10 protein-coding genes are annotated in these 14207 nt (G+C 58.8%); 7 read left to right on the top strand and 3 right to left on the bottom strand.

Features of this window, described 5'->3' with window-relative positions:
* Nucleotides 1-5 precede the first annotated feature (5 nt).
* Both RZS28_RS02935 and uvrB read left to right on the top strand, forming a co-directional pair.
* Nucleotides 6-986, top strand: a complete 981-nt coding sequence (locus RZS28_RS02935) for a hypothetical protein (protein WP_407339719.1) — start codon at nt 6-8, stop codon at nt 984-986.
* An 80-nt stretch (nt 987-1066) separates the two neighbouring features.
* Nucleotides 1067-3703 carry an excinuclease ABC subunit UvrB gene (gene uvrB, locus RZS28_RS02930; protein ID WP_407339718.1) on the top strand — a complete coding sequence of 879 codons (2637 nt, stop codon included), beginning with the start codon at nt 1067-1069 and terminating at the stop codon, nt 3701-3703.
* A gap of 195 nt (nt 3704-3898) precedes the next feature.
* Here the strand turns inward: uvrB and RZS28_RS02925 are convergent, their stop codons facing one another.
* Nucleotides 3899-5251: an anti-phage dCTP deaminase gene (locus tag RZS28_RS02925; RefSeq protein WP_407339717.1), complete on the bottom strand. Its 1353-nt coding sequence runs from the start codon at nt 5249-5251 to the stop codon at nt 3899-3901.
* 457 nt (nt 5252-5708) lie between these two features.
* Between RZS28_RS02925 and RZS28_RS02920 the strand changes: the two genes are divergently transcribed.
* Together RZS28_RS02920 and RZS28_RS02915 are read left to right on the top strand one after the other, a co-directional pair.
* Nucleotides 5709-5972 (top strand): hypothetical protein, encoded by a 264-nt coding sequence (locus RZS28_RS02920; protein WP_407339716.1) that lies wholly within the window; start codon nt 5709-5711, stop codon nt 5970-5972.
* 28 nt (nt 5973-6000) lie between these two features.
* Entirely contained in the window at nt 6001-7833 is a 1833-nt protein-coding gene (locus RZS28_RS02915) for a glycoside hydrolase family 15 protein (protein ID WP_407339715.1), read from the top strand.
* 46 nt (nt 7834-7879) lie between these two features.
* Here RZS28_RS02915 and RZS28_RS02910 read toward each other — a convergent pair whose 3' ends face one another.
* Nucleotides 7880-8683 carry a lytic transglycosylase domain-containing protein gene (locus RZS28_RS02910; protein ID WP_407339714.1) on the bottom strand — a complete coding sequence of 268 codons (804 nt, stop codon included), beginning with the start codon at nt 8681-8683 and terminating at the stop codon, nt 7880-7882.
* A gap of 534 nt (nt 8684-9217) precedes the next feature.
* Between RZS28_RS02910 and mog the strand changes: the two genes are divergently transcribed.
* Genes mog through RZS28_RS02895 form a run of 3 tightly spaced genes read left to right on the top strand, consistent with a single transcriptional unit; the run spans nt 9218 to nt 13167 of the window.
* Nucleotides 9218-9763, top strand: coding sequence for a molybdopterin adenylyltransferase (gene mog, locus RZS28_RS02905; RefSeq protein ID WP_407339713.1), 546 nt, complete (start codon nt 9218-9220; stop codon nt 9761-9763).
* A complete protein-coding gene (locus RZS28_RS02900; RefSeq protein ID WP_407339712.1) occupies nt 9764-12280 on the top strand; it encodes a circularly permuted type 2 ATP-grasp protein in 2517 nt (838 codons plus the stop codon). It abuts the gene before it with no gap.
* Nucleotides 12277-13167 carry a transglutaminase N-terminal domain-containing protein gene (locus RZS28_RS02895; protein WP_407339711.1) on the top strand — a complete coding sequence of 297 codons (891 nt, stop codon included), beginning with the start codon at nt 12277-12279 and terminating at the stop codon, nt 13165-13167. Before RZS28_RS02900 ends, RZS28_RS02895 begins: the two co-directional genes overlap by 4 nt.
* A 95-nt stretch (nt 13168-13262) precedes the next feature.
* On the opposite strand, the gene RZS28_RS02890 is transcribed toward RZS28_RS02895, so the two are convergent.
* Nucleotides 13263-13787 carry a hypothetical protein gene (locus RZS28_RS02890; protein ID WP_407339710.1) on the bottom strand — a complete coding sequence of 175 codons (525 nt, stop codon included), beginning with the start codon at nt 13785-13787 and terminating at the stop codon, nt 13263-13265.
* Nucleotides 13788-14207 lie beyond the last annotated feature (420 nt).

Below are 14207 nucleotides of genomic sequence, written 5' to 3'. Positions count from 1 at the left end.
GCGGCATGGTCAAAGCTCCCGGCCCATCCGAAAAACCCCCGAAAGCCCCAGCGCGGCAAAAGACGCCGTGCTCCAAGGCCTCGAAGTCCGAGGTCAAGCCTCTTGGCGAGCAGCTCGATCCGCCGCTGAATGAATCTCTGTCTGGCGTTTTCAACGTTACACAAGCAGCTCGTGCTGCTTGCAAAACCTTTTCGGTGGAATATAGCGATCTTAGTGCATCCATCGCCGCTGCACTCGGCCCTGCGCGTGTACTACTTGGAAATATTGATAAATTATTCCAATCGGATTTCTTTGGCGTTGCGCAAATTATTGCTACCCGAAATCAGACCTTTCTAAACAGTATTGCTCCGCACCTCGAAGAAATAAGGGTCCAAAAAAGGATATTAGATCTTGGTTTCGTACCTCATGCCGTCCTGTTCAAGCACCTTGGGAATGTGGAGGAACCCGTAGACCTGACAAGCGACGAATTTTCGCAAGGCCTAGCAGTTGATGTGTGGACGAAAGTGAGGGAATCGCTGCGCCTTTCTATCGAGGATTGCCTCGGTGACCAAAGAATCTTCCATACCTTTGATGAAATGATCGCGGCGCATGAAGCAGGCCTCTACCAATTGACTGCGCCGAGCGCTTTCTTTGTCATCGAGCGCGCTGCGCGGCTCGCCCAGCCGGGTGAAGGGAGGAAAAAGACATTCGATTGGCTCAAGGACGGACTGGGCGACATGACAATTGATGATGTACCCGCCCAGTGGCGCAGAGGATGGACAGAAGTTTGGGCCGTGCTCTATAAGCAGGCGTTTTGCGACGTCCGAACGGATGATCACGCCGACACGCTGCCTTTTCCACATCGCCACGCCTTGGCACATGGGATCGGTGGAAAAATTAACGCGGCGCGCGAAAGTATTAACTGTGTATTGCTAGCTCACTTCGTCATTTCTGCTGCCGCCGCATTCCAAAGTCTTGTGCGTGACGAACCAGTTGGAAGCCCTTAGAAAAACCATGAGCAAGGCTTTGGCTTTCGGGCTTCGGCAGACCTCTTTGATCCGCCCCCGATTCGGCCCATATTGGCGGCATGGTCAAAGCTCCCGGCCCGTCCGAAAAAACCCCGAAAGCCCCAGCGCGGCAAAAGGCGCCGCGCTCCAAGGCCTCGAAGCCTGAGGTCAAGCCTCTTGGCGAGCATCTCGCCGCCTTGCTGAATCCGGCCTTGAACAGCCGCCAGCAGGCCCAAGGCTTTGCCGAAACGCCCGCCGCAGGCTATGAGGCGGGGCCTGCCTCGCGCATTGACGCCAAGCTCGTCGAGGCGCTCGGCCTCAATGACAAGAACGCGCGCGGAAAAGATGCGCCTTCCGCCCCGTTGCATCAGCCGGACGGCGTGAGCGGCGTCGCGGCGACGGTCGAATCTCTCAAGGATCTGCTCGAACGCGGCGATCCGAATCTGCGCGAGAAAAAGCCCTGGACGCCGCATCGGCCGCCGCGCCCGGACAAGTCGGAGGGCGGACACAGCTTCAGGCTCGTCTCGGAATATGAGCCCATGGGCGACCAGCCGGGCGCCATCGAGGAGCTTGTCGCCGGCGTCGATGCGGGGGAGCGCGACCAGGTGCTTCTCGGCGTCACCGGCTCCGGCAAGACTTTCACCATGGCGCAGGTAATCGCAAGGACCAATCGTCCGGCTTTGGTGCTCGCCCCGAACAAGACGCTGGCGGCGCAGCTCTATGGCGAGTTCAAGAGCTTCTTCCCGGATAATGCGGTCGAATATTTCGTCTCCTACTACGATTACTATCAGCCGGAAGCCTATGTGCCGCGCTCCGACACCTATATTGAGAAGGAAAGCTCGATCAATGAGCAGATAGACCGGATGCGCCATGCCGCCACCCGCTCCCTGCTTGAACGCGACGACGTCATTATCGTCGCCTCGGTCTCTTGCATTTACGGCATAGGCTCGGTCGAGACCTATACGGCGATGACCTTCACCGTGAAGCAGGGCGAGAGGATAGACCAGCGCCAGCTCGTCAGCGATCTTGTTGCCTTGCAATACAAGCGCTCGGCCGGGGATTTCTCGCGCGGCGTGTTTCGCGTGCGCGGCGATACGGTCGAGCTTTTCCCGGCGCATTATGAGGACCGCGCCTGGCGCATCGGCTTCTTCGGCGATTCGATCGAGACCATCGCCGAATTCGATCCTCTGACCGGCAGGAAGACGCAGGACCTCGAATTCGTGAAGGTCTACGCCAATTCGCATTATGTCACGCCGCGCCCGACCCTGCTGCAATCGATCAAGGGCATCAAGGGCGAGTTGCGCCAGCGCCTCAACGAGCTCAATGCGGCGGGCCGTCTGCTCGAAGCGCAGAGGCTCGAGCAACGCACATTGTTCGATCTCGAAATGCTGGAGGCGACCGGCTCCTGCGCCGGCATCGAGAATTATTCGCGCTATCTGACTGGACGCCGGCCGGGCGAGCCGCCGCCGACCCTGTTCGAATATCTGCCGGACAACGCCCTCGTCTTCACCGACGAATCGCATCAAACCGTGCCGCAGATCGGCGGCATGTATCGCGGCGACTTTCGTCGCAAGGCGACGCTCGCCGAATATGGTTTCCGCCTGCCGTCATGCCTCGACAACCGGCCTTTGCGCTTCGAGGAATGGGAGGCGATGCGGCCACAGACGATCCATGTTTCGGCGACCCCTGGCCATTGGGAGATGGAGCGGACCGGCGGTGTCTTCGTCGAGCAGGTCATCCGCCCGACCGGCCTCATCGATCCGCCTGTCGAGATTCGCCCCGCGCGGAGCCAGGTCGATGATCTTCTCGGCGAGCTGCGCGAGGTCTCGCTGCGCGGCTATCGCAGCCTCATCACCGTGCTCACCAAACGCATGGCCGAGGACTTGACCGAATATTTGCACGAGCATGGCTTGCGCGTGCGCTATATGCACTCGGACATAGACACGATCGAGCGCATTGAAATCATCCGCGATCTGCGGCTCGGCGCCTTCGATGCGCTGGTCGGCATCAACCTGTTGCGCGAGGGCCTCGATATTCCCGAATGCGCCTTTGTCGCCATTCTCGACGCCGACAAGGAAGGTTTTTTGCGCGGGGAGACGTCGTTGGTCCAGACGATCGGCCGCGCGGCGCGCAATGTCGAGGGCAAAGTGATCCTCTACGCCGATCGCGAAACCGGCTCGATGCAGCGCGCCATGGCGGAGACGAACCGCAGACGCGAAAAGCAGTCCGCATATAATGCCGAGCATGGGATCACGCCGGCTACGATCAAGCGCGGCATCGCCGATATTCTAGGCTCTGTCTATGAGCAGGATCATGTGACGGTCGACGCCGGGCTCGGCGCGCCGGAGCTTCTGGCCGGCCATAATTTCAAGACGACGATCGCCGATCTCGAAAAGCGCATGCGCGCGGCCGCCGCCAATCTCGATTTCGAGGAGGCGGCGCGTTATCGCGACGAGTTGAAGCGCTTGCAGGCGGTCGAGCTTGCGATCGCCGACGATCCACTGGCGAGCCAGCGCGACGTCGAGGCGGAGGCGGGCGCCTATCGAGGCGAGCGCAAATATGGAAACGCCGCCAATCTTCCCGCGAACCGGCCGCATAAGCCGACCGACGCTGAAATGGGGCCGCATAATTTCGGCGGCGGCGAGGCCAAGCCGCGCAGCCAGCCGCGCTCAAGCGCCGGCAAGGGCGGCACGCGGGCGTGGAAGGGGAAGCGATAGTTACTGATTCAGTAGCGATTGGGGGTGGATTTCACCACTTTTCGTACCAAACCCTGCCTTTCTAAGGACCGCAGTAAATCTGCGTAGTTATATTTCCTATGCGTGGTAGCGTCATTCTGTGAATCAGCTAGGACTTTCCCCGTGTCCTCCCGGACCTTTGAGTTGATAGGGAGAAATAGAGTCAGTTGTTTTCGATCAGTCACTTGGTCCTCCCTCTTCCAAGCGTTTAAACCTAGCCATGGCTAATTTTTCTCTAGTGGCCAGCCCATCTATGGGCGGGGCACGCATTGGACGCGCCGTTGCACGTTCCAAGTGAATCAACTTTCCTGCCTTCTTCCGCTCAGATTTTATGCTAAATACCCTATTATAGCCTTTTGGAGAAGCTCCCTCGTATTGAAGGAACAGAACTTTCTTGCCTTCGTCAGCCTCTAGAGTCGATATAGTATCATGATGCAGATCGAGGGCGAGACTTTTTGGGTAGGCTTCTATATAGAACACGTGACTGACGCCGCTTGCAACAATATGTCGAGCGCAACTGTGGCAAGGGAATGTGGTTGAATAAAGCGAGGAGCCGATAAGACCTGATTTTCCTGCTCGGGCAACAGAAAGGATAGCTTCCATTTCAGCATGTACAGCACGCGAAAATTCAATTAAGTTCTTAATATCTGTTCTTGAAATAAGTTTTCTAAATTCATCTAATTTTTCAGCATTAACTATTTTCTCGATTTGATCATAAATAATTTCTTTATGTTTATCATTGTGACAGATTTGTCCTACCCAATTATAACATCTATTATCGTCTACATGCGGTTCTGACTCGTAGATTCCGCCGTGGTACTTTGGTACATCATTGCATCCCTGACCAATTTGCTCGCCCTCTGCAGAGATGATGATGGCTCCTACGCGCCGAGACAGACACGCCGAACGCGCAGATTGGGCTTCGGCAGCGAGCATCGCAGATTCATGACGAGTTGGAGTATTAATTCCAATTCCAAAAATTAGATCGAGGAATCGACGTACAGAGGCCTCCAAACTCACCTTGTTAAATTTGTCATTTCGAATAAACATGTCTGCGTAAGGCAAAACATCCTTTACAGATTGTCCAACATCTGATCCCTCATCAAAGTCAGTCTTTTTTATCTGTTCGATGTATGATAAATTTGAATGCAAGTCTTTGAGGCGTTTTAGGCGCACATCCTCTGGTGCAAATACTGCTATTAGCCAAAAGCAGTCTCCGTAGACTTCATTGAGGACTGCGGCTTCTTCAGGATGTTTAAGAGAATCAATTATCCAGCACTTCCTGACGTTTTCGGCTAATTCGTCATTTTCTCTCGCCCCATGAATGATTTCAATCGCGTACTCGGATAATATATTGTTTCCAAATTTCGCACGGAGCTCATTTCCATATTTTTGTAATTTTTCGATGCGCTCACTATCACTGTCATTTACTGCTTGCTCGCCAATTTTCGAACAATTGTCATTTATAAGCTTGCTAACTCTTATTTTATGCGTTTCATAATGAAAATCACAATTTAATATTGTTGCCAATGTATCGGCAGTTGTTGATACACCGGACCCAACGGCTCCAACAAATGCAATTATAAGCTCTTCGGTCGTCCGATCTTTTAGGCTTAGCGGATGCTTTTCTTCTGCGTCTATGCTGCCTTAGTCCTCGCGAACAACGGATAAGTTCGTCTGCATGATTCGAGCCATATCATTAAAAGGACAACGTTAAAAATATACACCTTGCTCCTAAATTCACCAATTATGAAGTTGTAACTTGAGGTTGCATTTTATTGGATCCAGTTAGTGCGTTAGAAGGCACCTCACTGCGAGACACGTATTCCTCTAATAGACGAAACACAGGCGTGAGAGTCCACGTAGGGTTTTAGTAAGCGGAAGGCGTCACTTGTTTCGGGCGCAGGCTGTACTAGATTCAGTTTGGATCTGTCTTCTTTCGTGTTGGCGAATTTACGTGACTTTTGTTAGCCCCCGATTGGTAACGTTGTTGATTGCTCTATCGCTGAGCACGTCGCGGGCCCACGCCGCGCAGCAGCTCATTCCCACGCCCTATCCTGAGCAGCTCGGCCCCGGCGCGCAGATCGGCGGCGGAGCGCCCGAAGGCGGGGGGCATCAGCGCTTGATTCCCGATCCGGTCCCACAGTCGCTTGGACCCAATGCGCTCGGCAATCCAAGGCCCTCGCGCCGCCACCGGCATCAACATCTTTTGCCGACGCCCTATTGGCGGCAGTATCATCAATTTCATTGATGATAGCTTCGCTTCCAAGGACCGGCGCATGGCGTTGAATATCGAGGATTACGCAATCATCGGCGACTGCGAGACGGCTGCCCTTGTCGGGCGCGACGGATCGATCGATTGGCTCTGCTGGCCGCGTTTCGATTCCGCAGCCTGTTTCGCCAATCTCCTCGGCGAACCGGAGAACGGGCGCTGGCGGATCTGGCCTATAGACCCCGCCGCCAAAGTGGCGCGACGCTATCGCGGCCACACAATGATCCTCGATACCCTAATCGAGACGGCCGAAGGCTTCGCCATCGTCACCGATTTCATGCCGATGAAAATCCGCGGAACGCATCTCATTCGTCTGGTGCGCGGCGTTCGCGGCTCTGTCCGCCTGCGCACGGAGCTTGTCATCCGCTTCGATTATGGTTCGGTCGCGCCCTGGGTGCATCGCGACGAGGAAGGCAGTCTGATCGCTGTCGCCGGACCGGATCTTCTCGTGCTGCGCGCCTCGACGCCGCTGCATCCGGACGGCTTGACGCATGTGGGCGAGTTCACCGTCGCGGAAGGCGAGAGCGTGGAGTTTACGCTGAGCTATGGCCTGTCCTACCAGGATGCTCCCCGCGCCATCGACCCGTACAAGGCGCTCGAACAGACCGAGCGGACCTGGCTCGCCTGGTCGAAGACGTTCGAACATGCGGGGCCATGGTCAGAAGCGGCGATCCGGTCCTTGCTGACGCTGCGCGCGCTGATCTTTCAGCCGAGCGGCGGCATCGTCGCCGCGCCGACCACCTCGCTGCCGGAGCGTTTGGGCGGGGGGCGCAATTGGGATTACCGCTTCTGCTGGCTGCGCGACGCGACCTTCACCTTGCTCGCCTTGATGAACGCAGGCTATGTCAATGAAGCCGATAAATGGCGCAAATGGCTCATTCGGGCGCTTGGCGGCGAGCCCTCGCTTGTCCAGATCCTCTACGGAATCGCAGGCGAACGCCGCGCCGCGGAGCGGACGCTTCCCTGGCTTTCTGGCTACGCCGCATCGCAGCCGGTGCGCGTCGGCAACGCCGCGGCCGACCAATTGCAGCTCGACATTTATGGCGAGGTTCTCGACGTATTCTATCATAGCCGCAGGGCGGGGCTCGCCCCCGACGGCGATGATTGGGCGTTGCAAATCGAGCTTCTGAAACATCTCGAAATTGTATGGGAGGAGCCCGACGAAGGCATTTGGGAGGTGCGCGGCGGGCGGCGGCACTTCACCTATTCGAAAGTCATGGTCTGGGTGGCCTTCGATCGCGCCGTCAAGAGCGTCGAGGAATTCGGCCTCGAGGGGCCGCTCGATCATTGGCGCGCCTTGCGCCAGCGAATCCATGACGATGTCTGCCGAAATGGCTTCGACCCGGAGCAAGGGGCTTTCACGCAGAGCTACGGCGTGAAGGAGCTTGACGCCAGCGTTCTCCTGATCGCGCTCGTCGGCTTTCTGCCGCCCGAGGATCCGCGCGTGCGCAGCACGGTCGAGGCGGTCGAGCGTGAATTGATGGTGGATGGCCTCTTGCGCCGCTATGATCCCCATGCCGGCGTGGACGGGCTGCCGGGCGGGGAGGGCGCTTTTCTCGCTTGCAGCTTCTGGCTTGTCGATAATCTCGTGCTATTGGGGCGCACGGACGATGCGCGCCGGCTGTTCGAGCGGCTTCTCGCCCTGCGCAATGACCTAGGCCTTTTGGCGGAGGAATATGACCCTCTTGAAAAGCGCTTCGTCGGCAATTTTCCGCAGGCCTTTTCGCATATCGCCTTGATCAATTCCGCCTATAATCTCGCCCATACCTATAAGCCGTGCGAACAACGCTCTGGAGCCAAGGCGCCGGCGGATGCCGAAGGCCTCTTGCTTCCGCGTTGACGCGCCGGCTGCGAGCCGCGCCATATGCTTTCTGCACTTTCGCGCGTTACTGCTCGCCGGCGAGCTTAGAAGCGAAATAGGCGATCGTTCTCGAATAAACGTCGGCCGCGTTCCATTGCTTGATGACGGCGAAATTGGGCTGCCCAGGGTTCCACCCGGCGCCGCGCTGCCATCCGTAGCCCTTGAGGTAATTGGCGGTGGAGGCCAGGACGTCCGGGACGCTGTGGATGAGATTGCGCCCCCCGCCGAAATCGACCGCGTATTTCAGATAGGACGAAGGCATGAACTGGGTCTGGCCGAGTTCGCCGGCCCAGGCGCCGCGCATGGCGCTGGGCGAAAGATCGCCGCGCTCAATGAGGCGCAGGGCGTCGAGAAGCTCGGCCTGGAATTTTTCGGTGCGGCGGCAATCATAGGCGAGCGTCGCGAGCGCGCGCAGGGTCGGCGTATTGCCATTGACCGCGCCGAAATCCGTCTCAAGCCCCCAGAGCGCGACGATGATGGGCGCCGGAACGCCATAGGTTTGCTCGATCCGCTCGAAGGTCCCGGCATATTGCTTCATGAGGCTCGCGCCCTTGTGCAGGCGGTAGGAATTGACCATGCGGCCGGCGAATTGCTCAAAGCTCTGATGGAAAACATGCTGGCCGTGATCCCTTGATATGATGGAGGGATCATAGGTGACGCCGTCGAGCGCGCTGATCGCCTCAGGCGAAATGCCCTGGGCGGCCGCCTCCCGCTTGAAGCCCGCGAGCCATGTGTCGAAACCCGCCGGATCGCGACAGGTCGCAGCATGGAGCGGCGCGAGCCACAAGAGGCAAAGGGTCAAAACCGAAAAGCGCGTCATTGAACGCATGAGGCGACTCCACCTTGGAACTGATTCGCGATTGCCAAACCACGATAGCGGAGGAAAGCTTCTAAAGCTTGCGCCGCAGCTTGCAAACGCTCGGGCGCGCCGCATTGCTCGGAGGAATTTCGCCACCAAGGTCCCGGCGCCGAGGACGAGTCCTCGGGCTGTCAAGTTTGGCCAGCCGTGAAAGCTGCGCGAGGCGGCCTTCAGGAAATTTTGTTGTGAAATCTTATTGGCGTTCATGAATCTGCCTAAGATATACATAGAGTTTATTATAAATTCGTCGTAAATTATTCTGAATATCTACGTCTAAACGTAAATTATACATGATCTATTCTCGCCGAGGGAAGATCGCCCGAAGCGAACCCGTCGCAGAGACCCGGTTTCAAAACAGCTTCTGATCCGCTAGGCTCATAGGTCTAACAGAAAGGGCGCCGGTGGGAGCTGACCCGTCCCCGCGCCCCGCTTGAGTTTTGACGGAGCTAGGCGAGCTTCTTGCTTGGCTCCCTAAACTGAACCGATTTGCGTAAAGGTTGGGCAATGGCGGAGGAGACGAGGCGCGCGGCCGCCATTGGCGTGGTCACGGTGTCGGACCGCGCCAGCGTCGGCCTTTATGAAGATCAGAGCGGGCCCGCCATCGTCGCCTATCTGGCGCGCGTCCTGACAAGCCCTTTCCATATCGTCCGGCGGATCATCCCGGACGGCTTCGACTCCGTGCGCGACACATTGATCGATCTCGCCGACAATGAGCATTGCGACTTGATCCTGACCACGGGCGGCACCGGGCCGGCCCCGCGCGATCTGACGCCCGAAGCGACCGAGGCGGCCGCGCCGCGCATCCTGCCGGGCTTCGGCGAGCTCATGCGGCAGGAAAGCCTGAAGCAGGTGCCGACCGCGATCCTCTCGCGCCAGATCGCCGCGCATCGCGGTCCTTGCCTCATCATCAACCTGCCCGGAAAACCCGCCGCGATCGAGACCTGCCTCAACGCGGTCTTTCCGGCGACCCCTTATTGTCTTGACCTTATCGGCGCCGCCTATATCGAGACCGATGCGGCGATCCTCAAATCCTTCCGGCCGAAGCAATAGATGAGCGTCTCCGTCGATACGATTGCGAAGGAATTAACCGCAGCGCAGCGGCTCGACGCCCTGGTCGCCGATTATACGCCGCTCGCCGGCATTCCCGATGAGTTCATCGGCGCGGACGGCCGCCCGCGCGCGCATTGGCTGCGCTATCTCGACTCGCTGACGGATCTCGGCGCGGACGACATCGGGCGGCGCTTCGCGGCGGCGGACCGGCACATTCGCGATTCAGGCGTCTCCTATCGCATCTATGGCGACGCCAGCGAACGGACCTGGCCGCTTTCCCATGTGCCGCTCCTCATCGAGGCGGATGAGTGGCGCGAGATCGCGCAAGGAGTCGAGCAGCGCGTGCGGCTCATGGAGCTGATCCTCGCCGACATCTACGGCGAGGGCAATCTCTTCGCCGACGGCGATCTGCCCGCCGCCGCCGTCACCGGCTCACCGGATTTTCTCCATCCTTTGCATGGCGTGAAGCCGCCGGGCGGCAAGTTTTTGCATATTTACGCAGCCGACATAGGGCGCGGCCCCGACGGGCGCTGGTGGGTGATCGGCGACCGCGCCCAGGCGCCGTCGGGCGCGGGCTATGCGCTGGTCAACCGTCTTGTCCTTTCCCGCGCGTTCCCGGCGCTTTATCGGGACATGAACGTCAAGCGGCTGGCGCCCTTCTTCCAGGCCTTCCGGCGCGGCCTGACCTCGATGGCGCAGCGCTCCGATCCGCGCATCTGCCTGCTGACGCCGGGTCCGTTCAACGAAACCTATTTCGAGCAGGCCTATCTTGCGCGCTATCTCGGCTTTCTGTTGGTTGAGGGCGGCGATCTCACGATGCGCGACGGCAAGGTCCATGTCCGCACGATCGCCGGCCTCAAGCGGGCGGATGTGATCTGGCGGCGCATCGACAGCGATTTCGCCGACCCGCTTGAGCTCAACGCCCGCTCGCATCTTGGGGTGCCCGGTCTCGTCGACGCTCTGCGCGCGGGCGGCGTCGTATTGGCCAATGCGCTTGGCTCCGGCGTTCTCGAAACGCCGGTCATGATGAGTTTCATGCCGAAGCTCTGCCGCAAATTGCTCGGCGAGGAATTGCGTCTGCCCAATATTGCGACATGGTGGTGTGGCCAGCGGCATGAACGCGAATCTGTCATCGACGATATTGACGAGCTTGCGATCGCCGGGTCCTTCGGCAATCCCGTTCTGCGCTTTCCGCGCAACCAGCCGGTCATTGGCGCGGCGCTCACGCCGGAGGAAAAAAACCGCCTCGTCGCCGCGATCAACGAGCGGGGCATCGATTTCGTCGGCCAGGAAGTCGTCAATCTCTCGACGACGCCGGTGTGGAAGGATGGCCGGCTGACGCCGAGGCCTTTTGTCCTGCGCGTCTATGCGGCGCGGACGCCCGATGGCTGGAAAGTCATGCCGGGTGGGTTCTGCCGCATTTCCGACCGCGCCGACGCTCGCGCCGTGTCGATGGGCGAAGGCGTGCAGTCGGCCGACGTCTGGGTGCTCGCCGACAAGCCGGTCGAAATGGTCACTTTGCTGCCGACGGACGAGACGGTTCGCATCCGCCGCATCATGGGCACCCTTCCGAGCCGCGCCGCCGACAATCTGTTCTGGCTCGGACGCTATCTCGAACGCGCCGAGGCGACCTTGCGGGTCATCCGCTGTCTCGCCGGCCGCATGATCGACGCCGATGCGCAGACCGTCAATGCCGGTTGGACGGTCGCCAAGCTTGCGAGCCTGCTGGTGTCCTGGCATGCGGCGCCTGGCGCCTCCGCGTCAGATCCCATGGCGCTGACCGCGCTCGCCCTGCATGGCGACAAGGATTACGGCTCGGCTCTGTCGCTTGTGCGCGACGCCCGCCGGGCCGCCTCGTTCATTCGGGAGCGGCTCTCTCCCGACGCTTGGCGGCTCATCGGCGACGTCAATCAGGCCTTGGAAATAAATGGCAAAGCGATGCTGACCGAAGCCGAGGCTTTCGATCACGCCGATGCCGCCTTGCGGACGATCGCGGGCATATCCGGCCTCGCCCAGGAGAATATGTTTCGGGGCGCCGGCTGGCGGTTGTTCGACGCCGGGCGGCGGGTCGAGCGCGGCATCAACGCCTGCCGTTTCGCCCGCCATTTCGCGAGTCGCGAGGCGCCCGCCGACGATCTCGACGTCCTGCTCGATCTTGTCGATTCGCAGATCACCTATCGTTCGCGCTATTTGATGGGCGTGGCGCTGAGCACGGTTCGCGACATGGTCGTGCTCGATCCGTTCAATCCGCGCTCGGTCGCCTTTCAGGTCGAGCGGCTCGACGAGCATCTCGAAAACCTGCCTTTGCTGAGCGACGATGGCATGCTCGAGACGCCGCGGCGCTTGATCGTGAAGCTCGCCGCCGAAATCGCGACCGCGGTCGCCGCCAAGCTCAACAATGAAGAAATCCTCGAATTCGAGCAAAGCCTTCTCGGCCTGGCCGACGCGATCGCCGCGCGCTATTTCCTGCAAGGCGCGCATGTTGCGCGCGCTGATAAATCGAGCGGCCTTGCGTGATCTATGACATCCGCCATGTGACCACCTACGAATATGGCTCGACGGTCACCTATTCCCATTGCGCCTTGCGGCTTTTGCCGAATGATTCGCCGGGACAAAAGGTGCTTTCGAGCGAGCTCAGCATCGATCCGGCGCCGGCGCAGATCGCCGAGCGCGTCTGCTTTTTCGGCAATCGCGTCACCTCGCTCACGATCGCGACCGCGCATCGCGAGCTGACGGTCGAGGTGCGCACAGGCATAGAGATTGACCGGCCCGAGCCGCCGAACCCCGCCGCGACCGAGGCTTTCGAAGAGGTCCGGGAAGAGGCCTTCGACAGCATTTCGCTCGACAAGGACTCGCCTGCGCATTTCTTGCATCCGAGCCGTTTCGTGCCGCGCTTCCAGCCCGCCGCCGATTACGCGCACGCGAGCTTTTCGCCCGGGCGTCCAATCCTCGAAGGCGCCATTGACTTGATGCGGCGCATCAAGGCCGATTTCAAATATGATACGAAGGCGACCGTCGTCTCGACGCCGATCTCGGAAGCTTTCGAGAAGCGGCGCGGCGTCTGCCAGGATTTCGCCCATATCATGATCGCGGGCCTGCGCGGCCTCGGCCTGCCTGCCGCCTATGTCAGCGGCTATATCCGCACCATACCGGCGGCGGGTAAGAAGCGCCTCGAAGGCGCTGACGCGATGCACGCCTGGGTCGAAGTCTGGTGCGGCGAGGCGTGCGGCTGGGTCGGCCTCGATCCAACCAACAACATGATGATTGGTAATGACCACATCATTCTCGCGAAAGGCCGCGATTACGCCGATATTTCCCCCGTCGCGGGGATCATCCTCGGCTCGCGCGAGCAGGACGTCGATGTGCAGGTCGATGTCGTGCCGAGGGAGCCCGCGGCTGCGTGAGAGGGGCCTCAGTTCGAATGCCGCCACAGGTTCTATATTGGGGCCTATGCGACTTTGACCGCAGCCATTAAGTTGCTTGTGTCAGGCCTTGAGTATTACGGTACGTCAGCCCAAGCTTGTATGAAAATCGCCGACTCTACCTGTGAATTGAGGGCCTGCATGCAAGCTTTAAGGCGTTCATCAAACAATGCACGCTGATCTGATGAGTTGGTCCAGCCGGAAAATTTCTTGAAAGCTTTTTCGAGTTTCGGGTTTGAACTGCCAAATTGGATCGGCCCCCTGGCGTGGGCAAATTCATTCCTAACCTTGTTTATGGCGATAAAGTCGTTGATTAGATCATCGCCAATGATCTTGAATGCATATGCGATACCGATTTTGGCACCAAACGTTGAGAGGAGCCCATCGAAAATGTTTGAATAAGATGGGTTCGACAAATCTCCCATGCTTTCGCGCAATACCAATTCCAGCAAATCTTCCAAAGCTGATCCGGCAACAATAACGTAGGGCGTGTCGTTTTGCTTTGCCAGAATGTGCAGGGTTTCGATTAGCTGTTCTTCTACGGAGTATTCATGCATTCGCTGTCCCTCATCGAAGGCAATAAGAACGTCTTCATCCCCCATCCCCTTTTGATCATGCCAGCAGCATTTTTCGTCGGGCGGTCGAATGCATCAACGCCCTCATTCATCCTAACGCTGAACCTGATGTGGGATCGAAATCCAAGAATTGTGCACCGCGGTCGACTAGCTGCATATTCAGTTGGCTAACCTGTGCAGAAACCTGGTGCAAAATTCAGAGCCCTGTCCGTCGCCGTATCGATCGACTCGAAACCCGCGTCTAAGGAACGGAAAGCGGACACTATTTCGCTCAGGGCTTAAAAGCCTGCCTATTGAGTCTATCGGCCATCGTCGGAGTCCGTCATTCATCTCACGGCTGGCATAATAGGCGAGGCGGACTCAACCCTGTCAAGGATGCGCAGCACCGGCTTCGCCGGCGCGAGCAAAGCTCGCGTCCTTGACAGGATTGATCCGCTCGCCAAACTC

Origin of the sequence: Methylocapsa polymorpha, assembly GCF_045689225.1 — a bacterium.
GTDB classification, from domain to species: Bacteria; Pseudomonadota; Alphaproteobacteria; order Rhizobiales; family Beijerinckiaceae; genus Methylocapsa; species Methylocapsa polymorpha.
This window is presented reverse-complemented; position numbering and strand designations above follow the sequence as displayed.

Bases quoted from the DNA above. Each gene is read 5' to 3' on its own strand.
- RZS28_RS02890 (WP_407339710.1), bottom strand. From the start codon at position 13,787: ATGGGGGATGAAGACGTTCTTATTGCCTTCGATGAGGGACAGCGAATG.
- uvrB (WP_407339718.1), top strand. From the start codon at position 1,067: ATGGTCAAAGCTCCCGGCCCGTCCGAAAAAACCCCGAAAGCCCCAGCG.
- RZS28_RS02910 (WP_407339714.1), bottom strand. From the start codon at position 8,683: ATGCGTTCAATGACGCGCTTTTCGGTTTTGACCCTTTGCCTCTTGTGG.
- mog (WP_407339713.1), top strand. From the start codon at position 9,218: ATGGCGGAGGAGACGAGGCGCGCGGCCGCCATTGGCGTGGTCACGGTG.
- RZS28_RS02935 (WP_407339719.1), top strand. From the start codon at position 6: ATGGTCAAAGCTCCCGGCCCATCCGAAAAACCCCCGAAAGCCCCAGCG.
- RZS28_RS02900 (WP_407339712.1), top strand. From the start codon at position 9,764: ATGAGCGTCTCCGTCGATACGATTGCGAAGGAATTAACCGCAGCGCAG.
- RZS28_RS02915 (WP_407339715.1), top strand. From the start codon at position 6,001: ATGGCGTTGAATATCGAGGATTACGCAATCATCGGCGACTGCGAGACG.